19 protein-coding genes are annotated in these 24,824 nt (G+C 40.7%); 8 read left to right on the forward strand and 11 right to left on the reverse strand.

Annotation, left to right across the window (positions count from 1 at the left end; all coding sequences use genetic code 11):
* Positions 1–15 precede the first annotated feature (15 nt).
* On the reverse strand, positions 16–630 hold the full coding sequence (locus L5B76_RS01265; RefSeq protein ID WP_115249698.1) for a riboflavin synthase subunit alpha: 615 nt from the start codon (positions 628–630) through the stop codon (positions 16–18).
* Between the two features lie 80 nt (positions 631–710).
* Between L5B76_RS01265 and L5B76_RS01270 the strand changes: the two genes are divergently transcribed.
* Positions 711–2,105, forward strand: coding sequence for an MATE family efflux transporter (locus L5B76_RS01270; RefSeq protein ID WP_265753933.1), 1,395 nt, complete (start codon positions 711–713; stop codon positions 2,103–2,105).
* Positions 2,106–2,114: 9 nt separating this feature from the next.
* Positions 2,115–3,161 (forward strand): Gfo/Idh/MocA family oxidoreductase, encoded by a 1,047-nt coding sequence (locus tag L5B76_RS01275; protein ID WP_265753934.1) that lies wholly within the window; start codon positions 2,115–2,117, stop codon positions 3,159–3,161.
* A gap of 96 nt (positions 3,162–3,257) precedes the next feature.
* On the opposite strand, the gene L5B76_RS01280 is transcribed toward L5B76_RS01275, so the two are convergent.
* From L5B76_RS01280 to thiI, 4 genes are all read right to left on the reverse strand, one after another.
* Positions 3,258–4,754, reverse strand: a complete 1,497-nt coding sequence (locus tag L5B76_RS01280; RefSeq protein ID WP_265753935.1) for a surface lipoprotein assembly modifier — start codon at positions 4,752–4,754, stop codon at positions 3,258–3,260.
* A 79-nt stretch (positions 4,755–4,833) separates the two neighbouring features.
* Positions 4,834–6,486 carry a transferrin-binding protein-like solute binding protein gene (locus L5B76_RS01285; RefSeq protein ID WP_265753936.1) on the reverse strand — a complete coding sequence of 551 codons (1,653 nt, stop codon included), beginning with the start codon at positions 6,484–6,486 and terminating at the stop codon, positions 4,834–4,836.
* 460 nt (positions 6,487–6,946) lie between these two features.
* Positions 6,947–8,158, reverse strand: coding sequence for a sodium/glutamate symporter (gene gltS / locus L5B76_RS01290; RefSeq protein ID WP_265753937.1), 1,212 nt, complete (start codon positions 8,156–8,158; stop codon positions 6,947–6,949).
* Positions 8,159–8,330: 172 nt separating this feature from the next.
* Positions 8,331–9,779 (reverse strand): tRNA uracil 4-sulfurtransferase ThiI, encoded by a 1,449-nt coding sequence (gene thiI, locus L5B76_RS01295; RefSeq protein ID WP_265753938.1) that lies wholly within the window; start codon positions 9,777–9,779, stop codon positions 8,331–8,333.
* A 231-nt stretch (positions 9,780–10,010) separates the two neighbouring features.
* Here thiI and xseB point away from each other — a divergent pair, with 231 nt between their 5' ends.
* From xseB to xthA, 6 genes are all read left to right on the forward strand, one after another.
* Positions 10,011–10,259, forward strand: coding sequence for an exodeoxyribonuclease VII small subunit (gene xseB / locus L5B76_RS01300; protein ID WP_103852912.1), 249 nt, complete (start codon positions 10,011–10,013; stop codon positions 10,257–10,259).
* A 25-nt stretch (positions 10,260–10,284) separates the two neighbouring features.
* Positions 10,285–11,175: a (2E,6E)-farnesyl diphosphate synthase gene (gene ispA / locus L5B76_RS01305; RefSeq protein ID WP_265753939.1), complete on the forward strand. Its 891-nt coding sequence runs from the start codon at positions 10,285–10,287 to the stop codon at positions 11,173–11,175.
* A gap of 75 nt (positions 11,176–11,250) precedes the next feature.
* The gene (gene dxs, locus L5B76_RS01310) at positions 11,251–13,110 is read left to right on the forward strand and encodes a 1-deoxy-D-xylulose-5-phosphate synthase (protein WP_265753940.1); all 1,860 of its coding nucleotides are present in this window, start codon (positions 11,251–11,253) and stop codon (positions 13,108–13,110) included.
* Positions 13,111–13,143: 33 nt separating this feature from the next.
* Positions 13,144–13,752: a DedA family protein gene (locus L5B76_RS01315; protein ID WP_265753941.1), complete on the forward strand. Its 609-nt coding sequence runs from the start codon at positions 13,144–13,146 to the stop codon at positions 13,750–13,752.
* Between the two features lie 8 nt (positions 13,753–13,760).
* On the forward strand, positions 13,761–14,042 hold the full coding sequence (locus L5B76_RS01320; RefSeq protein WP_265753942.1) for a YcgL domain-containing protein: 282 nt from the start codon (positions 13,761–13,763) through the stop codon (positions 14,040–14,042).
* Between the two features lie 98 nt (positions 14,043–14,140).
* Complete coding sequence (gene xthA / locus L5B76_RS01325) at positions 14,141–14,944, forward strand: exodeoxyribonuclease III (protein ID WP_265753943.1); 804 nt, start codon at positions 14,141–14,143, stop codon at positions 14,942–14,944.
* Positions 14,945–15,017: 73 nt separating this feature from the next.
* On the opposite strand, the gene hrpA is transcribed toward xthA, so the two are convergent.
* The 6 genes from hrpA to aceF form a co-directional block, all read right to left on the reverse strand.
* Entirely contained in the window at positions 15,018–18,926 is a 3,909-nt protein-coding gene (hrpA, locus tag L5B76_RS01330; protein ID WP_265753944.1) for an ATP-dependent RNA helicase HrpA, read from the reverse strand.
* Positions 18,927–19,818: 892 nt separating this feature from the next.
* Positions 19,819–20,172: a 50S ribosomal protein L20 gene (gene rplT / locus L5B76_RS01335; RefSeq protein ID WP_005546410.1), complete on the reverse strand. Its 354-nt coding sequence runs from the start codon at positions 20,170–20,172 to the stop codon at positions 19,819–19,821.
* 65 nt (positions 20,173–20,237) lie between these two features.
* The gene (gene rpmI / locus L5B76_RS01340; RefSeq protein WP_005596065.1) at positions 20,238–20,435 is read right to left on the reverse strand and encodes a 50S ribosomal protein L35; all 198 of its coding nucleotides are present in this window, start codon (positions 20,433–20,435) and stop codon (positions 20,238–20,240) included.
* A gap of 226 nt (positions 20,436–20,661) precedes the next feature.
* Positions 20,662–21,222 carry a translation initiation factor IF-3 gene (infC, locus tag L5B76_RS01345; protein WP_425451085.1) on the reverse strand — a complete coding sequence of 187 codons (561 nt, stop codon included), beginning with the start codon at positions 21,220–21,222 and terminating at the stop codon, positions 20,662–20,664.
* Between the two features lie 204 nt (positions 21,223–21,426).
* Positions 21,427–22,851 (reverse strand): dihydrolipoyl dehydrogenase, encoded by a 1,425-nt coding sequence (lpdA, locus tag L5B76_RS01350; RefSeq protein ID WP_250350226.1) that lies wholly within the window; start codon positions 22,849–22,851, stop codon positions 21,427–21,429.
* 86 nt (positions 22,852–22,937) lie between these two features.
* A complete protein-coding gene (aceF, locus tag L5B76_RS01355) occupies positions 22,938–24,824 on the reverse strand; it encodes a pyruvate dehydrogenase complex dihydrolipoyllysine-residue acetyltransferase (protein ID WP_265753945.1) in 1,887 nt (628 codons plus the stop codon).

Consider the following 24,824-nt stretch of genomic DNA (forward strand, 5'->3'; position numbering starts at 1 on the left):
TTTCATTTTATGCCATTATTCACCACGGCTGGCTAAATAGCGTTCCACCGTATCCACAATGGCTTGGGTTTGTGGATCGATTTCAATATTCACTAAATCCCCCACTTCACGCTTGCCGATCAAGGTGCGATGAATGGTTTCTGGAATAAGGTTTACGCAAAACTCGTTGCCTTTCACTTCGCCGATGGTCAAGCTGATGCCGTCAATGGCGATAAATCCTTTAGTGAGAATATATTTCATCAAGGCCGGATCTGGCAACTCGAACCAAATTTGCAGGTTATTTTCTGACACAATACGCTGCGAAACCTTGGCGGTGGTGTAAACGTGGCCAGACAAAATATGTCCGCCGATTTCATCGCCCATTTTCATCGCACGCTCAATGTTCACCCAATCCCCTTGGCACAATTCGCCTAAATTAGTAATGCGTAGGGTTTCGGTCATTAAATCAAAGCTGACTAAATCCCCTTCAATTTTGGTCACGGTTAAGCAGACACCGTTATTTGCCACAGACGCACCAATTTCCAGATTTTCGGTTAATTCCTGTGGCATTTTCACTACCTGTGTTCTAAAATGAGATTTTTCATCAATAGAATGAATTTGGGCTACGCCCTGCACGATTCCTGTAAACATAATTAGCTCTCTTATCTTAAAAATCATCACCGTAAATTCGGTAAAACTTGCAATAGTATATAACAAATTCGGATATTTTTATGTTATTTAGTTTCATTCAACATCATCGCCAAGAAATGGGCAAATTGGTGGCGATCGCCTTCCCCATTTTACTGGCGCAAATGGCACAAAATTCAATGGGTTTTGTGGATACCATTATGGCTGGTCGCGTCAGCGCGGCGGATATGGCGGCGATTTCGGTGGGTGCGTCCATTTGGTTACCGCTAATTTTATTAGGACACGGTTTACTGCTTGCCTTGCCGCCGATTATTTCTTATCTCAATGGTTCAGGCCAACGCCAGCGGATCGCTCATTATGTGCGACAAGGTATGTGGGTGGTGGTGCTAAGCTGTATTCCTCTTGGTTTGTTTATTTATTACAGCGATTATGTCATCAGCCATATGAAAATGGAGCCAAGATTGGCACAAATCACTATTGATTATCTGCACGCGATGCTGTGGGGCTTACCCGGTTATTTGCTGATGATCAATTTTCGCTGTTTAAATGACGGCATCGCTAAAACGGCGCCAACAATGCTGATCACCTTTGCGGGATTATTTCTTAATATTCCGCTTAATTATATTTTTATTTACGGCAAACTTGGCGTGCCAGCCTTTGGTGCGGTGGGCTGTGGCATTGCAACAGCAATTGTAAACTGGGCAATGTGCTTAATGATGATTAGCTATTCACGTCAAGCTCGCAGTCAGCGTGATATTCATCTTTTTGATAAAATCATTGAAAAACCTGATTTTTCCACCTTAAAAAAAGTGCTAGGCTTAGGCTTCCCTATTGGTATTGCGCTATTTTGCGAAGTGGCATTATTCGCCCTTTCTTCCCTTTTACTCGCCCCACTGGGTACAGATGTGGTAGCAAGCCACCAAGTAGCTTTAACAACAAGTTCATTTATTTTCACTTTCCCCATTTCCTTAGGAATGGCAACCACCATTTTAGTGGGGCAACGTTTAGGTGAAGGGCAATTAAAGCAAGCCAAAGTGGTGTTTCACTCTGCCCTTGCGGTGGGATTAGCCTTAGCTTGTATTACCGCGTCTATCATTGTGTTATTCAATCAACAGATCCCCAAAATTTATGTTACCGATAAACAAGTGATCCTAATCGCTAGCCATTTGCTGTTAATTTCTGCCTTATACCAATTTTCCGATACCATTCAGGTGATCACCGCAGGGGCATTGCGTGGCTATAAAGACACTAAATCCATTTTATACATCACAATGTTCTGTTATTGGGGCATTGGAATGCCGTTGGGCTATATTTTATCGCGCACCGATTGGCTAATACCAAGCATAGGCGCGGCAGGTTTTTGGGTGGGATTTGTGGTGAGCTTAACGGTCGCCGCCGTGCTGCTTATCCAACGTATTCGCAAAATTCAGGCCTTACCTGAACAGCAAATTTTGCAGAAATTAAAAGAAATTCAATAGGAAAATCAAATGGAAAAAATCATTAATGTCGCCATTGCAGGTTTTGGAATGTCCGCCAAAACCTTTCATATGCCTTTTTTAGATCTCGATCCGCGTTTTCAAGTGCGTAAAGTGTTTGAACGCAGCAGCGAAAAAGCGAAACAGGCCTATCCTTATATTGAAGTGGTACATCAGTTTGAGCAATTACTCAGCCCTGATATTGATCTGGTCATCATCACCACACCGAATCTCACCCATTATGAAATGGCAAAACAAGCGATTTTAGCGGGCAAAAATGTCATCATAGAAAAGCCCCTTGCGGTTTACCCTGCGCAAGCAGAAGAGCTAGATAAACTCGCCAAACAGCATAATGTGATGCTTTCCGTTTACCAAAATCGCCGTTGGGATAATGGTGCTTTAACGGTGAAAAAACTGCTTGAACATCAAATGTTGGGCGAAATTGTGCATTATGAAATGCGTTACGAACGGTTCAGCCAAAAACCTAATAGCAAAGCGTGGAAAGAAACGGGCGAATTTGGCTCTGGGCTAGTTTATGATTTAGGCGTGCATTTGATCGACCATTGCGTAGATTTATTCGGTATTCCCACCGCACTTTATGCGGATATGAAAGCACAACGTGCAGGCGCAAAATCGGAAGATAATTTTGAAATTATTTTCTATTATGCGGACAAAAAAGTGGTGCTATCTTCCACCAAATGCGCCCGCGAACCTTCCCCTTATATTATGCTACAAGGTACTAAAGGCAGCTACATCAAAGCCACAATGGATAACCAAGAAGCCCTATTGCTCAAAGGCATAAAACCACAAGGCGATTGGAACGCTGAGCCTGAAAAAGACTGGGGACTACTGCACACCGAAATCAACGGCATTGTTATCCGCAGCCCCATTGAAACCGAACGCGGCAACTACCAAGCCTATTACGATAACATCTACGCCGCTCTCCGCGAACAAGCCCCATTGCAAGTTACCGCTCAACAAGCTACTGACGTGCTGAAATTGATTGCGTTGATCTATGAAAGTGTGGAGAAAGGAATGCAAATGGCTATTAATTTGTAAATAACAGCTCTTATTGCATCTAAGCAATATAGGTAAACGAAGTGTTTTTATGATAAAAATAAAGGCCAATTATCACATTGGCCTAAACATCATAAGTTAAAATGTTTTTTCTACTTCTAACATTAGATCGTTAGCATTGTAAGAAAAAATTGGGTAATTGCTTTTCACCTTTGTATAAGACCAAGTTAATTTCGGCATAAAGCCTTTATAACTTAATTTCTTATTGGAAAGAGATAAAGAACTAAAATATGTCTTATCTTTTTGCTTAATGTCGTATAGCAAGGCTTCTTTTCTTTCTACTATTGAATAACCTAAGGTTATGCTAGACATAAATTCATAAGGCCATTCTCTTCCCCAAGAAAAACGAATTCCTTTTCTAAAATAAGATTCTGTATCTTCTTCAGCTTTCTTCCAACCAAGGTCAAGCGCACCATAAAAATATTGACCGCTAGGCGTGAAATAAGTTAGCGCATTTGTTAAGAAATGACCATTCCCATTACTAATACGGTTAGCGTCTTTATTATAGATAGTACGAGAGAAGTTATAATAAGTACTATATCTCAGTCTTGGCATAAACCAATAATTTAAAGAGAGTGAACTTCCCCATGTATTAGAATAAGAATCTAATGAGCCATAATCACTTAAACCACCACGATATAAGCGTTTAGAAAAATATGGACGAACTTCAACACCAAATTTTGCATCTTGATAACCATAGCCGATACCCGCGTTCAGGTTTAAATCATTATATTTATGGTTATTCCAATAATATTTACCTCTAGCTGACGCGTTAAAGGCTATATATTGTCCATTATTTAAAAAGAATTGTTTATCTGTACTTAAACCTAATGCAATCCCTTTCCCTTTCTGGCGTTCAGTATTGTATGTATAAGTTCCACCATTAGGTAGAGTCCAAGTCGTTCCTGCTGGAGCCGCCTGATTTAAATTTCTGTCATTTAAAAAATTGCCATCTAAACGGAAATTCCATTCAGATTTTTGATCTATCGCCTTAAGATATTGTTGATAAACTTCATCATCTTGCTTAGTTCTAGCTGATGAACTTAATTGTTTAAACAGTTTTTCTGATTCAACATAGCGTTTATTCGCGAATAAAACGCTCGCGTATTGAAACGCAATAAAATCATTATTCGGGAAGTTTTTATTTAACTTACTGAATTTATCACTTGCAGTCCCTAAACTCTTATCTGTTGCTAATAATGCTTCCGCCCACTCGATAAGAGATTCATCTCGTTCAGGAACATTTTTATAAATTCCAATTAAGCTAGGAAGAATAGGCTTATTCATTTTAATTAAGGAATCAAGGAATAAATGCTCTAAGATAGCAGGATTTTCACGTAATTCCTTACCTGTAAGACGTACATAACCATCATCTTTCTTTTTCAATTCGGAAACTTTTTGCTGATAGCTTAAAGCATTTCTTAATTGCTGATTCTCTTGTTCAATGGCATAACGATCTATATTACTATTATCTTGTTGCTGTGCTTGAGTAATTTGTTGATTCACTTCATTTCCGTAAGCAGTCATCGCAAGAGAAGATAATAGCGTAATCGTGAAATATTTTTTTATTTGCATTCACTTTTTCCTAACATTCATTGAAATAATAAATAAACAGCTCCTTAAAGGAGCTGTTTTGACTATTTAGCAGTAATAATTAGTTTACGCTATTAACTGTACCAACATTTTGCTCAGCATTTTCAGCTTGGCCTAGTGGGTTGCTTGGTACCACTACTGGTGTTGGATCTACTGGTTTTGGTTCTACTGGTTTTGGCGCGATAACTTTTTTAGTTACATCTTCTGCACCGAATACAGCACCCCATTTATTGTCAACCAATTTATTATCAACCACTTTACCTGGTCCACCTTCATGACTTGCTACAGCACCGCCTAACTCAGTGTTATCTAAACCAAGTTTTTCATTACCATAGATAGTTGCATTGAATGTACCACCATAGTTAACTGCATCTTCTTTAACATAAGCAAGATTTGATGTACCTGTGATTGCACCATTTGCAGCTAAATCACCGTTGAATTTAACTAAGTCACTATCGTGCTTATCACCATCCACAGTAAATACATCATAAAGTTTACCATCTACTTTACGAGATGCTAAATCTACATCAGCTAATACATGCGTACCACTTACAAATTTAATATCACGAGCTTTAGGTTCTAGTAATGCTGTTGGTGCATCTTCTGTCGCCTCTGCAGGTAAACCATGAATATCATGATCTAAACCATAAGTTACTGCGTGACCTTTATAGGTTAATTTACCTTCTAATTTAGCTAAATCTTCTGCTGAGATATTGTGGATACCACGCGCGAAGTAGTTATCTTCTTTCTCAAACTTACCTTCGTCATTCTCATGATTGTATTTAGCATAAGCTACAACATAAGTATCCAAGTCACCATTTAATTTAAGACCTGGTTTGAAGTTAGCTGCTAAAATTTTATTAGCTTCTTCTTGTTTCAAGTTGCTAGAGTCTAATGCGGTAGTTACACGACCATATTGAACTAATTGTAAGTGACCATCACCACGATGAGTTGCACGTTCACCATAATGAGCGGCTAATGGTAAGTTCTCTGTCGCATTAACTTCTTTGTCGAGACTCATTGTGTTACGACCATATAATTCTGCTACAGTATCTTGTTTTACGTCACTTCTGTTATCAGCATGGAAGTCCGTATAGTTTTGACGGTTAGCTTCATAAACTAAAACTGAACCTGTTTCTGTACCTTGAGTCTTAGTTTTTGTAACGTTGCCAAAGGCATTTTCACGATCGGCCTCTGCACGATCAACACCACCAGCTACGGTCTGAGTACCAATATAGATATGTTCTAATTTACCAACACCTTTATCCTGGCCTGTAACATCTAAATCTTCTACATAAGCGATAGATTTGTTACCTGCTTTAGTTGTTGGCGCTGCAATAACTAATGTGTCAAAACTTGGTTCTGGGTTTTGAGTTAACATAGACTCAGCCACACCAGCAACAGAGTTTCTGCCTTCATCAGGGCGACCTTTAACTTGGAAGTCTGAGTTAGTTTTGTTTACAACTTTGTAACCAACTGGTGAATCTTCTTTGCTAGCAGCTGGTGTAACAGTAGTTTCTTCTTGAGCTGTTTCTTGAGTTGCTTCTTCCTGAGTTGTAGGAGCAACAACTTGTTGGCTTTGAGTGGTTTGATTTGCAGCATTGTTTTGAGCTGGCGCATCAGAACTACCGCCACCACCTGAACTACAAGCAGCTAAAATAACTGATGCAACTAACGTTAATGAAAATTTGATTGCGTTGTCTTTTTTCATCATTTTATTTCCTTAAATAATTTCTCTGATAATTAGACAGGCGATTTTATTCCATGGAATAGAATTAAATCTTAAACTTACCAAATTTAGCTAAATCTGGTCGGCACCTATTCTACCCCCCCCCCGAAATCATAAGTCAAGCGGCTATTTAATATTTTTTAATTTTTTTATAAACTATTTTAGATAGCAGATAGATGTTCTATTTTGGATAAAATGGTAAAAAGAAAAAGTCAGTTAAACTGACGAAATGTTCGTTGCAGAAATTAAGATTGTAAACAAGTTAATGCTATTCCAAATGGCATATTTGGGCTATTAGAAAAAGAAATGCGAATAACTGAGAGATAATCACCGTAGTATTTCCCCTACTATTCATCTCTACAGGTTGGGCATTTATTCTTAAAAGAGCTAAAACGCCTTCAGCGCAATAAAATTAAAAAAATCCACCCTCTCAGGTGGATTTTTATTAGAGCATTGTCTCTGCAACATTAAGGAAAAAAGTAATAATTAAGGCATTGCTAATATTACTAATAAATCCACCGATTAACGGCACAACAAAGAAAGCAATCTTGGAATAGCGATAGCGGGCGCAAACCGCGGTCATTGTTGCCATTGAAACAGGAACAGCCCCTAATCCGAAACCGGAATGACCTGTGGCTATCACTGCTGAGTCATAATTTTTACCACATAATCTAAACGTAATGAAAACGCAAAATACATAGCACAATAAGACTTGCAAAACCAAGATAACAATTAACGGTATCGCCAAATCGGCAAGTTTCCATAATTGCATCGTAATAATCACCACAGAAACGAAAATGGCAAGGGAAATCTCTCCAATAATGCCAATGGTTTCATACAAGGCTTGATTGTCACGCTTTCTCGTATCCAAAATTAAACGTAAAACCACCCCTCCCAACATACTCATTACGTGAATAGGAATGTTCACTTTAGGAAATGCGACTTGTGTAAGGTAAAAGAGCGTTTGCCCAATACCACAAGCCAAAAGCAATAAAAATGCGGCTTGGCTTGAACGGCGATAACTAATTTTGGCAAGAATGCCATTATCTTCACGCTCAACAACCTGCCCATTTTCTACTTGATGTTCTAGATGGTGTTTTTTTATCAAACCTCTGCCTAATGGCCCACCAAGCATACAACCCGCCACCAAACCAAAGGTTGCGGCAGCAATTGCAACTTCCATTGCGCCAACCGCACCTTGCTGCTCTGCTAACGGCGCGAACGCAGCAGCATTACCATGCCCACCCGTTAATGGAATAGAGCCTGCCATTAATGCAGTTAATGGGTTCATATCCAACAATGTTCCAACACCAAGAGCTAAAACATTTTGCAAAATCGCCAATATAGCAGCTAATACACTGAAAATAAGGACTAATTTTCCCCCTTTCTTTAATAGTGCAAAACTTGCGGCAAACCCCATTGCGGCAAAAAACACATTATAGAAAAATGTATTAATCGTTTTATAGTCAAACTGGAAGGAAATTAAATCTAGACTGTGGCTTAACGTTGTTAGTAACGCAAAAATCACACCACCAATAACAGGAGAAGGAATACAATATTTTTTCCAGATTGGAAATTGCTGACGAATAAATTCCCCAACATAAATAGCTACTACGGCAAGCGCTAAGGTTTGAAACATCCCCACTTTTATTAACATAGCCACCCCTTTTATTTACATTTTTAACATAAATTTAACATTTTTATCCTAGTTAAATATAAATTGAATACAACAATGAATATTAAAAAATGTGACGTAGCTCAAATTTTTTCAAATAAAAATGCACCATTCTTCAATGGTGCATTCTTTTTTATCGCCTATCTACTAACAACTATTTTCTAAACACTCTCACATTCCCAAACCCATTTTCTTTTAAATAAAGGGCTTGGAGTTTGCTCATTACGCCGCGGTCACAGTAAAGGACGTAATTTTTGCTTTGGTCTAAGTCTGGAAATAAAGTAGAAAGTTTATAGAATGGGATTAAACGCACTTCCTGCCCTACTAGTTCTAATGGATTTTCGTCTGTTTCTTCGGGGCTGCGGATGTCAATGACAATGTCGTTTTCGCCTAATACAGAAATGGTGTCCACTTCCACCACTTCTTTTTCCGTTTGTTCTGCAATTTGGCGAATGTCTAAATATTGCGCATTTTGCACCGCACTTTCTAATACGCTGAAATCAAAATGATTTTCTTCGCTAAGAATTTTTTCTCGTACCGCTTTAACCGTTGGATTTTTTGAAATCACGCCACAAAATTCCGGCATTGATTTCGCAATATCGTCCGTACCAATTTCTTTTGCCATTGCAATAATTTGTTCTTTATCGTGGGTGATAAGTGGACGCAACACAAGGGCATCGGCGGCCTCATCAATTAGGCGTAAATTGGTGAGCGTTTGGCTGGAAACTTGACCGAGTGCTTCGCCCGTAACAATGGCTTGAATACCAAAACGTTCTGCCACTTTGCTTGCAGCGCGCACCATCATTCGTTTTAACACCACGCCCATTTGGCCGTTGTCGATTTTCTCTAAAATCTCTGCCACCACAGGCTCAAAATTAATCGCCACAAAACGTACTTTGTGCGAGCCACTAAAGCGATTCCAAATGTGATACGCCATTTGTTTTACGCCGATTTCGTGTGCCGCACCACCCAGATTAAAGAAGCAATAATGCACGCGCGAGCCGCGGCGAATCAGCATATAACTGGATACACCCGAATCAAAGCCACCCGAGATAAGCGAAAGCACATCTTCTTGCGTGCCAATAGGATAACCGCCCAGCCCTGTATGACGGGCTTTCACCAACATCATTTTGTCGTCTTCAATATCAATGCGAACAGTAACATCGGGATTGCTGAGTTTCACTTTTGCGCTGGCGATATGTTGATTTAAGCCACCGCCGACATAGCGTTCCACATCAAGAGAAGAGAAATCGTGCTTGCCTTTACGTTTTACACGCACACAAAAGGTTTTGTTTTCAAGCAACGGTGCTACATCTTGCAACGTTTGTTGGAAAATATCTTGCACGTTGTTGAACGGTTTTTCTTCCACTTCAAGAAAATGATGAATGCCGGGGATTCGTCCTAATAGTTCTATTAATAAGGCACGATTTTCCGCATTTTTTGACCGCACTTCGATATAGTCCCAGTGCTTCACCACGGCCACTGTGTCGTCATATTTATTCAAAATATTGCGAATATTCCCTGTCAAAATTTTAATAAAGCGTTTACGCACGCTTTCACTTTTAATCATAATTTCAGGGAAAAGTTTAATAATAAATTTCATTGGAATACTTCTGTTTTAAGCAAAAAATTGGGCGGTATTGTACAACATCTTTTACAAATCCCCAATTTTTCTCACCCGTTGCTTGCACCTGTTTTGGCGCTAAGCAAAGGAAACAAAAGTGCGGTGCTTTTTTCTGAGATTTTTTGCGCAACAATCTTGCTATAGGCTTTAACAAGTCCATAAAAATACAGTACAATGTGGCATTTATTTAGCTTGAACTTAGGAAAAACAATGGCACGCAAACCTACCACAGACGAAAACAGCTTAGATTTTGAAACCACCTTAACCCAATTAGAAAGCATTGTTGCTCGTTTAGAAAGTGGCGAATTGCCTTTAGAACAGGCGTTAAAGGATTTTGAAAGCGGAATTAAGCTGGCGCAATTAGGTCAAGCGCGTTTACAACAAGCGGAACAGCGCATTCAAATTTTGCTTTCTAAAAGCGATAAAGCAGAATTAAGCGACTATCAAAACAACGAATAAGCAACCCAATAACTAAGCCACTGCTATGTACCAATTTGCACAGGATTTACAACAACTTCAACAGCGGATTAATCAATTTCTCGAACACCAATTTGAGCAAATTGATACGCAACCCTCTCCCCTTGCGGAAGCGATGAAATATGCGCTTTTATTGGGTGGAAAGCGTGTTCGTCCGTTTTTGGTTTATGCCACAGGCAAAATGTTAGGGGCAGAACTCGTGCATTTGGATTATGCCGCTGCAGGCATTGAAGCGATTCACGCTTATTCTTTAGTTCACGATGATTTGCCCGCAATGGATAACGATGCGCTGCGCCGTGGCCACCCCACTTGCCATATCGCCTTTGATGAAGCCACCGCTATTCTGGCTGGTGATGCGCTGCAAGCCTTTGCGTTTGAATTACTGAGCCAAACGCCAAATTTATCTGCCGAACAACGCCTTGCTTTGGTAGCAGAATTGGCAAAAGCCTCTGGCGTGCAAGGAATGTGTTTGGGGCAAAGCCTTGATTTACAAGCTGAGCATCAACAAGTTAGCCTTGCGGAATTGGAAAGAATTCATCGCAACAAAACAGGCGCGTTGCTACGCTGTGCATTAAAAATGGGCTTTCTTTGTTCACCGCATTTTGCCGACAAACAACTTTGCCAACAGCTCGAACGCTATGCCGATGCCATTGGGCTGGCGTTCCAAGTGCAAGATGATATTTTAGATATTGAAGGCGAAAGTGCTGTGATCGGTAAAACTGTGGGGGCAGATTTAGCTGCAGATAAAAGCACTTACCCGAAATTGCTCGGCTTGCAAGGGGCGAAAGAAAAAGCGCAAGAACTTCATCAACAAGCCCTTGATGCTTTGGCCAAATTACCTTTTGATAGCTCGCCATTAAAGGCATTGAGCGAGTTTATTGTAACAAGAAAAAATTAATATATTGGACACCGCCTAAGCCTTGTATTATTAAAGTGCGGTCGAAATTTAACCCTTTTTTGGATTTGATTAACAATGGAAAAATATCCTCTTTTATCACTGATTAATTCACCGGACGATTTGCGTCTTTTAAATAAAGATCAACTTCCCCAACTTTGTAATGAATTACGCGGATATTTGTTGGAAAGTGTTAGTCAAAGTAGCGGCCATTTGGCTTCTGGCTTAGGCACGGTAGAACTCACCGTTGCCTTGCATTATGTGTTCAACACGCCATTCGATCAGCTCATTTGGGACGTGGGGCATCAGGCCTATCCGCATAAAATTCTCACTGGACGCCGTGATAAAATGTCCACCATTCGCCAAAAAGACGGGCTTCACCCTTTCCCGTGGCGTGATGAAAGCGAATTTGATGTGCTAAGTGTGGGACATTCTTCCACTTCGATTAGTGCAGGGCTTGGTATTGCCGTAGCTGCAGAAAAAGAGAACGCAGGGCGCAAAACCGTTTGTGTCATTGGCGATGGCGCAATCACCGCTGGAATGGCCTTTGAAGCGCTCAATCACGCTGGCGCCTTGCACACCGATATGCTGGTGATTCTCAATGATAACGAAATGTCTATTTCAGAAAATGTGGGGGCGCTGAACAACTATCTTGCCCGCTTGTTTTCTGGTTCTTTCTATTCCACCTTGCGCGAGGGCGGCAAAAAAATTCTCTCTGGCGTGCCACCGATTAAAGAATTTGTGAAAAAGACGGAAGAACACGTTAAAGGCTTTGTTTCACCGATTGGCACAATGTTTGAAGAGCTAGGCTTTAACTATATCGGCCCAATTGACGGCCATAATGTGGACGAATTAATTAGCACGTTAAAAAATATGAGCAGTCTGAAAGGGCCACAATTCTTACATATAAAAACCAAAAAAGGCAAAGGCTATGCCCCTGCGGAACAAGATCCAATCGGCTTCCACGGTGTGCCGAAATTCGATCCCACAAGCGGAAAATTGCCAAAGTCCACTACCCCAACCTATTCGCAAATTTTTGGTAACTGGCTATGTGAAATGGCAGAGCAAGACCCGAAATTAATCGGCATCACCCCTGCGATGCGTGAAGGTTCAGGAATGGTTGAATTTTCCAACCGCTTCCCACAACAATATTTTGATGTTGCCATTGCCGAACAACACGCCGTTACTTTTGCTGCGGGCTTGGCGATTGCTGGGTTTAAACCTGTGGTAGCCATTTATTCCACTTTTTTACAGCGTGCCTATGATCAAGTTATCCACGATGTTGCCATTCAAAATCTGCCTGTATTATTTGCTATTGACCGGGCTGGTATTGTTGGCGCAGACGGCCAAACTCACCAAGGCGCATTCGACATTAGCTTTATGCGTTGTATCCCAAATCTTGTGATTATGACGCCAAGTGATGAAAATGAATGCCGCCAAATGCTTTATACCGGCTATCAATGCGGTAAACCTGCCGCCGTGCGCTATCCGCGTGGCAATGCCATTGGTGTAGAGCTTGAGCCATTAGCAATGCTACCGCTCGGCAAGGGGAAAGTGTTGCGCGAAGGGGAAAAGATCGCCATTTTAAATTTCGGTACGCTATTACCAAATGCCAAAGCCGTAGCCGAAAAATTAAACGCCACCCTTGTGGATATGCGATTTGTTAAACCGATTGATGAAGCGTTAATTTTGCAACTTGCTGAAAACCACTCATTATTAGTGACACTCGAAGAAAACGCCATTCAAGGCGGTGCAGGCAGTGCCGTGGCAGAAGTGCTAAATTCTCAGCCAAAAACCACCGCACTTTTACAATTAGGCTTGCCAGATTTCTTCATTCCACAAGGCACACAACAAGAAATTTTGGCAGATTTAAAACTAGACGCACAGGGTATTGAAGAGCAAATCTTGGCCTTTCGTGAAAAGCTAAATAACTATTAATAACTTTTATATTTAATTAAATGCGGATTTGATATGGAATTTTTAATCAACTTTTTTACTGACTACGGCTACTTTGCTGTTTTGTTTGTTTTGATCATCTGTGGTTTCGGCGTGCCAATTCCTGAGGATATTACCCTTGTGTCCGGCGGCGTCATTTCTGGCTTAGGCTATACCAATCCGCATATTATGTTAGTGGTGAGTATGTTGGGAGTGTTAATCGGCGATAGCACAATGTATTGGTTAGGCCGCGCTTATGGGGTAAAAATCTTGCGTTTCCGTCCAATTCGCAAAATGCTTACCTTAAAACGCTTACAAATGGTACGTTCGCAATTTGATAAATACGGCAATCGCGTCCTATTCACCGCGCGTTTTCTCCCTGGTTTAAGAGCGGCAATTTATATGGTTTCAGGGATTACCCGCCGTGTAAGTTTTGTCCGCTTTGTGCTGATTGATTTTCTTGCCGCCATCATTTCTGTTCCAATTTGGGTTTATTTAGGGCATTTTGGCGCAAGTAATTTAGATTGGTTGAATGAGCAAATCCACAAGGGGCAATTTGTTATTTACGCCATTATCGGCGTAGTAGCCTTGATTTTATTGTGGAAATGGAAAAAATCACGCAAAAATAAACAAACTGAACAATAGGAAGCCTTATGCTCTGCGCTATTTATAAAAGTAAGAAAAAAGAAGGAATGTATTTATACATTGCTAAACGCGATGATTTCTCCCAAATTCCCGAAACCCTACGCGACAGTTTCGGCACGCCCATTTTTGTGATGCTATTTAATCTTAAAGGCGAAAAATCGCTCATCAATGCAGATAACCAAGAAGTGCTAGAAACAATCCAACAACAAGGCTTTTATCTACAAATGCCTAAACAAGAAGAAAATTTGTTGGAAATTCATAAAAAAAGTACCGCGCTTTTGAATAAATAATTAAAGTGCGGTGAAATTTTTTATCATTTTTGAAATCTTGCAAACCTTAGTATAATGCCCGTCTGATTTTTATAAATGAACAATTAGGAACGTATTGAATGAAAGTAATGTCTTTTAATATCAATGGACTACGAGCAAGACCTCATCAGCTCGAAGCCATTATTGAACAGTATCAGCCCGATATTTTGGGATTGCAGGAAATTAAGGTGGCAGATGAAGATTTCCCTTATGCGTTGGTGGAACACTTGGGTTATCACGTTTATCACCACGGGCAAAAAGGGCATTATGGCGTGGCATTTTTGTTGAAACAACCACCAAAAGCCATTCACAAAGGTTTTCCGACTGATGAAGCGGACGCACAAAAACGCATTATTATGGCGGAAATGGAAACAGAATTTGGGTTGCTCACGGTGATAAACGGCTATTTTCCACAAGGGGAGAGCCGCAAGCACGAAACAAAATTCCCTGCTAAAGAAAAATTCTATGCGGATTTGCAACGTTATTTAGAGCAGGATCACAATAAAGACAATCCCATTATTATTATGGGTGATATGAATATCAGCCCGAGTGATTTGGATATTGGCATTGGTGAAGAAAATCGTAAACGCTGGTTGCGTACAGGAAAATGCTCGTTCTTACCTGAAGAAAGAGAATGGTATAACCGCTTATATGCCTACGGTTTAACAGATACTTTCCGTCATTTAAACCCAACAGTTAATGATAAATTCTCGTGGTTTGATTATCGCTCAAAAGGCTTTGATGATAACCGCGGCTTACGCATTGATCACATTTTAGCAAGCAATAATTTAATCGATCGCTGCACAGATACAGGCATTGCCCTAGATATCCGTGCGATGGAAAAACCTTCCGACCACGCACCAATTTGGGCGGTGTTTGAATAATTAAAAAAACTCACCGCACTTTTTGGCACAAAGGTTTATCCATTTTGTGCGGTGAGAAGATTTTATATCCTAACTACCCCACCTCATTAATCACATTCAAAATCCGTTTATCTGAAATAGGATATTTCGTGCCGAGTTGTTGGGCGAATAGGCTGACGCGTAGTTCCTCAATCATATAAGGGATCTCTGCCACTTCTGCGGGGATTGGCTTGGATTTTGGCAATTTTAATAATAACTGCTGATACGCCTTTTCGACATTTTCTACCCGCAACATTGCGGCACGATCACGGTTGGGATCTTGCAATAATTTGTCAATGCGTTTATCAATGGCTTGCAAATAACGTAATAAATCTGGCAAGCGTTGATAGCCCGTTTTCTGCACAAAGTTTGGGTAAATAAGATGATTAATTTGCGCTTTAATATCTGAAAGAGCAAAGGCTAAGGTGAAATCCATTTTGCCTTTTAAGCGTTTGTTGATTTCAAACACGAGCGTCAAAATCTCTTCCACTTGTTTGGCAATATCCACTGTGGTTTCGTTTAAATTGGCTCGAATGTAATCTTTTAGGCGTTCAAAATCCTGTTCATTCCACACAAAACCGCCGAAATCTTGCACTAATTTATCCACGGCGCAGGCGATACAATCGTCAATCAATTCCAGCACTTTGCCAAATGGTGTGAAATACAGCCCTAATTTTGATTTGTTAGGCAGTTTTTCGTGCAAATACTTTATCGGTGATGGCACGTTAAGCAATAATAAGCGGCGTAGTCCTTGCTCCATTGCGACAGCTTGCTCAAATTCTGTTTCAAATAATTTGATCCCAACAGAATCTTTTTCGTCCACAATGGCAGGATAGGCTTTGATGGTAAAGCCTTGTTTTTTCTGCTCATAATATTGAGGTAATTGGTCGAAATTCCATAAATGAATCCCTGTTTGCTCAATACCTTCATCTGCCACCGCTGACAAGGTTTCCTGCACTTGCTCTTTCAGATTCACTTTGAGTTCATCTAAATTTTTGCTCTCGGCAATTTTCTTACCTTTCTCATTAACCACGCGGAATGTCATTGTTAAGTGCGGTGGAATTTGCGCAAGATTCCATTCATCAGGGGCAACATAAACACCCGTGATTTTGCGTAATTCTGCAGACAGCGTTTCTAGCAAGGGTTTGTCCACATCATTCACACGCCCAAGAAAGGCTTCCGCATAATTCGGTGCTGGCACAAAATGGCGGCGTAATGTTTTTGATAAGGATTTAATCAGGGCGATAATCAATTCTTTGCGTAAGCCCGGAATTTGCCAGTCAAAACCCTGCATTTCCACTTGGTTAAGCAGTGGCAAAGGAATATGCACGGTTACCCCATCGGCTTCCATACCCGGTTCAAATTGATAGCTAAGCTTTAATTTTAAATTGCCTTGATGCCAGAAATTAGGGAAATCTAGCTCGCTGACATTGGCGTTGTCATTGGTGAGAAAGGCTTTTTCAAAATTCAGCAATTCAGGATCTTTTTGCCGCGCTTTTTTCCACCAAGTATCAAAATGCTTTTGCGACACCACTTCTGTGCCAATGCGTTGATCATAAAATTCAAATAAACGGCGTTCGTCCACCAAAATATCTCGGCGGCGCGTTTTATGTTCTAACTCTTCCACTTCGCGAATCAGCCGTTGATTTTGCAAGAAGAAGGTGTGTTTCGTGTGCCAATTTCCTTCCACCAAGGCAGATTGAATAAAAATTTCACGGCTTACCGCCGGATCAATTTTGCCATAGTTCACAGGACGATTTGCCACAATCGGCACGCCATAAAGGGTCACTTTTTCATTAGCGATAACCGCCCCTTTGGATTTTGACCAACGTGGCTCCGCATAAGATTTTTTCACTAAATGCTGTGCCAATGGCTCAATCCATTCGGGATCGATCTCTGCCACCATTCGTCCCCATAATTTGGAGGTTTCCACTAATTCCGCTGCCATACACCATTTGGGCTGCTTCTTGAATAGCACGGAATTAGGAAAAATCGCAAAATGAGCGTTTCTTGCGCCTAAATATTGCTGTTTTTCCGCTTCTTTCATACCAATATGAGAAAGCAAACCCGATAAAAGTGCGGTGTGAATTTGCGGATATTCTGCCGCTTGCGAATTAATCGGCAAGCCCATTTCTCGCACGGTAAGGCGGATTTGATGATAAATATCTTGCCATTCCCGCACGCGGATATAATTCAAATAATCTTTCTGACACAAACGGCGGAACTGATTTTTGCTCAGAGCCTTTTGCTGTTCTTGCAGATAATTCCACAAGTTTAAGAACGCGAGAAAATCGGATTTTTTATCCGCAAAACGGCGATGTTTTTCATCTGCCGCTTGTTGTTTTTCTTGTGGACGCTCTCTAGGATCTTGAATAGAAAGCGCCGCCACAATGATCATCACTTCGTGCAACGCATTGCTGTTTACAGCACTCAGCAACATTTTACCCAAGCGGGGATCAACAGGTAGCTGAGCAAGCTGGCGTCCAATTTGTGTAAGCTGGCGTTTTTCGCCGTGCTTGGTTTTCACGATTTGGAAAGCTTGCAATTCTTCCAATAACTTAATACCGTCTTGAATATGGCGTTTGTCAGGAGCATCTACGAAAGGAAATGCACTAATATCATCTAGCCCAAGAGCAGTCATTTGTAAGATGACGGAGGCAAGATTGGTACGCAAAATTTCAGGATCGGTAAATTCTGGGCGCTGATTAAAATCTTCTTCTGAATACAGGCGGATACAAATCCCTTCGGATACCCGTCCACAACGCCCTTTGCGTTGATTTGCCGAAGCTTGTGAAATCGGCTCAATGGGCAAGCGTTGTACTTTGGTGCGGTAGCTATAACGGGAAATGCGCGCCGTGCCGGGGTCGATCACATATTTAATCCCCGGTACGGTCAGTGAAGTTTCTGCCACGTTGGTGGCAAGCACGATGCGATTTAAGCCACTTGGGTGAAAAATTTTATTTTGCTCTTGCGCCGATAAGCGAGCAAAGAGCGGTAGGATTTCGGTGTGTTTTAAGTGCTGTTTTTCCAAGGCTTCTGCGGTATCACGAATTTCACGCTCACCATTTAGGAAAATCAAAATGTCGCCCCGCCCTTCTGCCTGCAATTCATCAACGGCATTGAGAATGGATTGGATTTGATCTTGTTCTTCCGTTTCCGCCACAGGACGATAACGCACTTCCACAGGATAGGTTCGCCCCGAAACTTCAATAATTGGTGCATTATTAAAATGACGCGAGAAACGCTCCACATCAATGGTTGCCGAGGTGATTATCACTTTTAAATCTGGACGTTTTGGCAACAGCTGTTTTAAATAACCAAGAATAAAATCGTTATTTAGGCTGCGTTCGTGAGCTTCGTCAATGATCAAAGTATCGTATTGATTTAAAAAAGGATCACTTTGAATTTCAGCGAGTAAAATACCATCTGTCATCAGCTTAATTTGAGTATTATCACTGATTTGATCGTTAAAGCGTACCTTATAACCCACCAGCGTTCCTAGCTCACAATGTAGTTCTTCGGCAATGCGTGTTGCCACAGAGCGTGCAGCAATGCGGCGCGGTTGTGTGTGTCCAATTAAGCCTTTTTTTCCACGTCCTAACTCAAGACACATTTTCGGCAGCTGGGTGGTTTTACCTGACCCTGTTTCCCCCGCAATAATCACCACTTGATTTTGCTCAATGGTTTTGAGAATTTCATCTTTGCGCTGGCTTACTGGCAAGTTTTCAGGAAATTCAATTTTTCCCACCGCACTTTCTCGTTGCTGTAAACGCGCTTGCGCTTGCTGAATTTGTACTTGAATTTCTGCTGCGACTTTTTCTTGGGTTTGTGGATTTTTGATTTGATATAGCCCTTTAATTCGCCCTTGCAGACGGCGATAATCCACGTTCATCATCTCCGTTAATTGAGCAAATAAGGCTTTTTGTAATGGGCTAAATGGTTGTTTGTGTTTTGTATTTTTCATTGGTTTTATATATAGGATCACGTCCGTTTTCATTAGGCGTGAAATGATAAATTGTATGAATGCTTTTCAAGGTTTTCTGTTTATCTATTTGTGGGCAAGTTTACTAAAAACAATCAAAAAATAAATAAAATTTGCACCGCACTTTGTTTTTCGTTTTATGCGGACGGACACATAGGTCCGTCCCTACGGGGATCTTTTTAAATAGCTAGAATTCCATCACACTTTGTTTTTCATTTTATGTGGACGGACACATAGGTTCGTCCCTACTAGATCTTTTTAAATAACTAAAATTCCATCGCGCTTTGTTTTTGGTTTTATGCGGACGGACACATAGGTTCGTCCCTACGAGATCTTTTTAAATCGCTAAAATTCCATCACACTTTGTTTTTCGTTTTATACGGATGGACACATAGGTCCGTCCCTACAGGCTCTTTTTAAATAGCCAAAATTCCATCACACTTTTTTTATTTTATTCATTTTTACCGAGATCTATTTATTCCCAGTGAAAAGTTACTCTCTTTTGTAAAGAGGGAGTTGGCGATATTTACCATTATTTCCTCGTAGGGGCGAACCTATGTGTTCGCCCGTGTTCATTTTTCCATTGGTTGTTTAGAAAATATTGTTTCGGGCAGACACATAGGTCTGCCCCTACAGGGCAAAGTGCGGTGAAGAAACTCATCATTTTCTCACCACCCTTTGTGTTGATTTTGTGCAGACGGACACATAGGTTCGTCCCTACAAGGCAAAGAGCGGTGGGAAAATTCATCATTTTTTTACCGCTCTTTAAGGGGATAAAAAACCTTGATAAATCATTCTTATGCGTGTTTGGGTAAAATCGGCTTATAAGAAAAAGGACGCTATGTAGCGTCCTTTCACAATCAGTCTTTAAAAATTAAAGCGCAGATTTTGCTTTTTCAACTAATGCAGCAAAAGCCACTTTGTCGAATACTGCAATATCAGCAAGGATCTTACGATCGATTTCAACAGATGCTTTTTTCAAGCCGTTGATAAATTTGCTGTAAGATAAGCCATTTTGACGGGCTGCAGCGTTGATACGCGCAATCCATAATTGACGGAATTGACGTTTACGCTGACGACGGTCGCGATAAGCATATTGACCTGCTTTAATTACAGCTTGGAACGCAACGCGATAAACGCGTGAACGCGCACCATAATAACCTTTAGCTGCCTTAAGAATTTTCTTATGGCGAGCTCTTGCAATAACACCACGTTTTACACGAGCCATTATTTAATCTCCTATACAATATTATTAACTAAAATTCACTTGACGTACGCTTTACTTGTTTACGCTTATGCGTATGGCAAGCAGGCTACAACTAAAACTTGGTCTGCTTTCGCAACCATTGATTTATGACGTAGATGACGTTTACGTTTAGTGGTTTTCTTAGTCAAAATATGACGTAAGTGAGATTGTTTACGTTTGAAACCGCCAGAAGCTGTTTTTTTGAAACGCTTCGCAGCACCACGTACTGTTTTAATTTTAGGCATTGTTTAAATAACTCCGCATTGTTTAAGTTAGGTTGGATAATTAGGCGAATTTATCAATTTAATAATAAATTACTTGTAAAGCACTAATTATTTCTATTTGTTAGCCAAAGGCTATCAATACACAAGGAAATCAGGTTGCGTAGTTTACCTGATTATCACTTTGTTTTTCTGCAAGGAAAAACGGACGAATTTTATAAGATCCGTCCGCTTTACGCAAGAAATAAAATTATTTTTTCTTCGGTGCAATCACCATTACAGCTTGGCGACCTTCTAATTTACCCGGTGCTGACTCAATCATTGCGATTTCTGAGGTATCTTCTTTAACACGCTCTAACACATTTAAACCAATATCTTGGTGAGCCATTTCGCGTCCACGGAAACGCACGGTAATTTTTACTTTATCGCCATCTTCCAAGAAACGTAAGATGCTACGCAATTTAACTTGGTAATCACCTTCATCTGTTCCTGGACGGAATTTAATTTCTTTAACTTGAACAACTTTTTGTTTTTTCTTCTGTTCTTTTGCCGCTTTTTCTTTTTCGTACATAAATTTACCGTAATTCATAATACGACATACTGGCGGCTCCGCATTAGGGCTGATTTCAACTAAATCTAATTCTGCTTCATCAGCTTTTGCTAATGCTTCTTGGATAGAAACGATACCGAGTTGTTCACCATTTTGATCGGTTAAACGAACCTCTTTTACACCACGAATCTCATCATTTAGACGATGGGCGCGGTTTGTTTGGACACGTTTTGCGGTTTTAATAATAATATTCCTTCTAATCGATTAAATCTAAAATCTACTTATTTTGCACAAAGTAGAATTCATTATTTGTATTTTTACTCTTTGAAGTTTAAGAGAAAAACGTCAAAATTCTAATAGATTTTAACCAACAATGCAACGCTGATTAAGCATTTATTATAAGAAAAGGGCTAAGTAAGAAATCTTATTTAGCCCTTTATTCACAATTGCTTTTATATTAGAAAATTATTTTTTCTTTTTCGCTTTTGGATTTGGTAAGTCGGTGATTGAACCTTCAAACACTTCTGCCGCTAAGCCCACAGATTCGTGTAAGGTTGGGTGAGCGTGGATAGTTAATGCAAGATCTTCTGCATCACAACCCATTTCAATGGCAAGACCGATTTCACCTAGCAATTCACCACCATTTGTCCCTACGATCGCACCACCAATAATGCGGTGAGTGTCTTTATCGAAGATCAATTTGGTTAAACCATCTGCACAGTCAGAAGCGATTGCACGACCTGATGCTGCCCAAGGGAATTTCGCCACTTCGTAGTTAATGCCTTCGGCTTTACATTCTTTCTCGGTTTTACCTACCCAAGCTACTTCTGGCTCAGTGTATGCGATAGATGGAATCACTTTCGGATCGAAATAGTGTTTTTGTCCTGCAATAACTTCTGCTGCAACGTGGCCTTCGTGTACGCCTTTGTGAGCAAGCATTGGTTGCCCAACGATATCGCCAATCGCAAAGATATGTGGCACATTGGTACGCATTTGTTTATCCGTATGGATAAAGCCACGATCGTCCACTTCTACACCAGCAACATTGGCATCGATCAACTTACCATTTGGTGTACGACCGATTGCAACTAACACGGCGTCATAACGGCGAGTTTCATTCGCTGCTTTGCCTTCCATTGAAACATAAATACCATCTTCTTTTGCTTCAACCGCAGTCACTTTGGTTTCAAGTAATAAGTTGAATTTCTTCTCAATACGTTTTGTGTAGATTTGAACAATATCTTTATCGGCAGCCGGGATCACTTGATCAAACATTTCTACTACGTCAATATTAGAACCTAGTGCGTGATATACCGTACCCATTTCAAGACCGATAATACCTCCACCCATAATTAATAGATTTTGTGGTACTTCTTTTAATTTTAGTGCATCTGTCGAATCCCAAATACGTGGATCTTCGTGTGGGATAAATGGTAATTGGATTGGTCGTGACCCCGCTGCGATAATCGCATTATCAAAATGAATGGTCGTTTCACCTTCTTCACCCGCAACAATGATCGTATTAGGACCTGAGAATTTACCATAACCATTTACGACTTGTACTTTGCGCATTTTAGCCATTCCAGCTAAGCCGCCTGTAAGTTGATTGATGACTTTTTCTTTCCAACCACGGATTTTGTCAATATCAGTTTGTGGTTCACCAAATACGATACCGTGTTCAGCTAAAGATTTTGCTTCTTCAATCACTTTCGCAACGTGTAATAAGGCTTTAGATGGGATACAACCAACGTTTAAACACACTCCACCAAGGGTTGAATAACGTTCAACAATAACGGTATCTAAGCCTAAATCCGCACAGCGGAATGCTGCTGAATAACCAGCTGGGCCTGCACCAAGTACAACAACTTGTGTTTTAATCTCTTTATTCATTTTTTACCTCGTTAAATTCTTGCGATTTTTACACCGCACTTTAACTAAACAGCGTTTCCCATTATTAATGAGAAACGCTCAGGAAATTACATTACTAAACGGCGAAGATCGCTTAATACACCATTAATGAAGGTGATAAATCTTGCGCCATCTGCACCATCAATCACACGGTGATCGTAAGAAAGTGATAATGGTAACATTAAGCGTGGTGTGAATTCTTTACCGTTCCACACCGGTGTCATTTCAGATTTAGACACACCTAAAATCGCCACTTCTGGGGCATTTACAATTGGCGTAAATTGTGTACCACCAATACCACCTAAGCTTGAAATAGTGAAACAACCACCTTGCATATCCGAAGCCGTTAATTTACCTGCACGTGCTTTTTTCGAGATTTCCGCTAATTCACGTGAAAGTTCGATAATGCCTTTTTTGTTCACATCTTTAAATACTGGTACAACCAAACCATTTGGTGTATCGACTGCGACGCCAATATTAACGTATTTTTTCAAGATCAAGCTTTGTGCATCTTCGGATAACGAGCTATTGAAGCGTGGATAAGCTTCTAAAGCTTTCGCTACCGCTTTCATAATAAATACAAGTGGGGTAATTTTTACATCAAGTTTTTGTTTTTCCGCAAGCACATTTTGCTCTTTACGGAATTGCTCTAAATCGGTGATATCCGCTTTATCCCATTGTGTAACGTGCGGAATCATTACCCAGTTACGGTGTAAGTTTGCACCGGAGATTTTTTGGATACGACCTAATTCCACTTGTTCTACTTCACCAAATTTGCTGAAGTCCACTTTCGGCCAAGGGAGTAAGCCTAAACCCGCACCATTTGCTGCACCTGTTGATGTTGCAGAGACAGAACCGCTTTCTACGGCTTTCACTGCCGCTTTCACATAAGCTTGAACGTCTTCTTTTAGGATACGACCTTTACGGCCTGTTCCTTTCACTTTATCTAGGTTTACGCCAAATTCGCGCGCTAAACGGCGAACAACTGGTGTTGCGTGAGCAAAACTTGCACTTGCTGTAACTTCTGCTTGGTTAGCAGGCTGAGCTGATTGTGCTGGCGCAGCAGGTGCAGCTGCTTGAGTTTGTGCAGGTGCCGCTGCTGGTTGAGCCGCTGGGGCTGCTACAGGTGCTGAACCTGCTACTTCAAAACGCATAATCAATGAACCAGTTGAAACTTTATCCCCTGATTTCACTAAGATTTCTTTCACTATACCAGCAAATGGTGCAGGGACTTCCATTGAAGCTTTGTCGCCTTCAACAGTAATTAATGATTGCTCTTCAGAAACGCTATCGCCCACAGCAACCATAATTTCAGTTACGTTTACTTCATCACCGCCAATATCTGGAACGTGAACATCTTGTACGCCACCAGATACTGCAGCAGCTGCTGGTGCTTCAGCCGCTGGTTGAGCTGCTGGCGCTGCGGCAGTGGTTTCAAATTTCATTACTAATGAACCAGTTGAAACTTTATCGCCTACTTTAATAAGAATCTCTTTTACCACACCAGCTACAGGCGCAGGCACTTCCATTGAGGCCTTATCACCTTCTACGTTTAAAATAGATTGTTCTTCTGAAACAGAATCGCCTACGCTCACTAAAATTTCAGTCACGTTTACTTCATCGCCACCAATATCTGGAACGTGAATTTCAATCACAGAACCACCCGCACTTTGTGGAGCAGCAGGCGCAGCTTTTTCTTCCACGGCAGGTGCTGGTGCAGCAGCTGCACCTTCTAAAATAAACATCGGTGTACCTGTTGAAACTTTATCACCAACTTTTACTAATACTTCTTTAATGACACCCGCTTCAGGTGAAGGCACTTCCATAGAGGCTTTATCACCTTCAACATTAATTACTGATTGATCAACTTCAACCGTATCACCCGCTTTTACCATTACTTCGGTAACGGTTACTTCATCGCCACCAATATCTGGAATTTGAATTTCTTTAGCCAT

Origin of the sequence: Avibacterium sp. 21-594, from assembly GCF_026226815.1 — a bacterium.
Classification (GTDB): Bacteria; Pseudomonadota; Gammaproteobacteria; order Enterobacterales; family Pasteurellaceae; genus Avibacterium; species Avibacterium avium.

Excerpts from the sequence above, each read along its gene's own strand:
- L5B76_RS01265 (WP_115249698.1), bottom strand. The coding sequence starts at position 630 with ATGTTTACAGGAATCGTGCAGGGCGTAGCCCAAATTCATTCTATTGAT.
- L5B76_RS01270 (WP_265753933.1), top strand. The coding sequence starts at position 711 with ATGTTATTTAGTTTCATTCAACATCATCGCCAAGAAATGGGCAAATTG.
- L5B76_RS01275 (WP_265753934.1), top strand. The coding sequence starts at position 2,115 with ATGGAAAAAATCATTAATGTCGCCATTGCAGGTTTTGGAATGTCCGCC.
- L5B76_RS01280 (WP_265753935.1), bottom strand. The coding sequence starts at position 4,754 with ATGCAAATAAAAAAATATTTCACGATTACGCTATTATCTTCTCTTGCG.
- L5B76_RS01285 (WP_265753936.1), bottom strand. The coding sequence starts at position 6,486 with ATGATGAAAAAAGACAACGCAATCAAATTTTCATTAACGTTAGTTGCA.
- gltS (WP_265753937.1), bottom strand. The coding sequence starts at position 8,158 with ATGTTAATAAAAGTGGGGATGTTTCAAACCTTAGCGCTTGCCGTAGTA.
- thiI (WP_265753938.1), bottom strand. The coding sequence starts at position 9,779 with ATGAAATTTATTATTAAACTTTTCCCTGAAATTATGATTAAAAGTGAA.
- xseB (WP_103852912.1), top strand. The coding sequence starts at position 10,011 with ATGGCACGCAAACCTACCACAGACGAAAACAGCTTAGATTTTGAAACC.
- ispA (WP_265753939.1), top strand. The coding sequence starts at position 10,285 with ATGTACCAATTTGCACAGGATTTACAACAACTTCAACAGCGGATTAAT.
- dxs (WP_265753940.1), top strand. The coding sequence starts at position 11,251 with ATGGAAAAATATCCTCTTTTATCACTGATTAATTCACCGGACGATTTG.
- L5B76_RS01315 (WP_265753941.1), top strand. The coding sequence starts at position 13,144 with ATGGAATTTTTAATCAACTTTTTTACTGACTACGGCTACTTTGCTGTT.
- L5B76_RS01320 (WP_265753942.1), top strand. The coding sequence starts at position 13,761 with ATGCTCTGCGCTATTTATAAAAGTAAGAAAAAAGAAGGAATGTATTTA.
- xthA (WP_265753943.1), top strand. The coding sequence starts at position 14,141 with ATGAAAGTAATGTCTTTTAATATCAATGGACTACGAGCAAGACCTCAT.
- hrpA (WP_265753944.1), bottom strand. The coding sequence starts at position 18,926 with ATGAAAAATACAAAACACAAACAACCATTTAGCCCATTACAAAAAGCC.
- rplT (WP_005546410.1), bottom strand. The coding sequence starts at position 20,172 with ATGGCTCGTGTAAAACGTGGTGTTATTGCAAGAGCTCGCCATAAGAAA.
- rpmI (WP_005596065.1), bottom strand. The coding sequence starts at position 20,435 with ATGCCTAAAATTAAAACAGTACGTGGTGCTGCGAAGCGTTTCAAAAAA.
- lpdA (WP_250350226.1), bottom strand. The coding sequence starts at position 22,851 with ATGAATAAAGAGATTAAAACACAAGTTGTTGTACTTGGTGCAGGCCCA.
- aceF (WP_265753945.1), bottom strand. The coding sequence starts at position 24,824 with ATGGCTAAAGAAATTCAAATTCCAGATATTGGTGGCGATGAAGTAACC.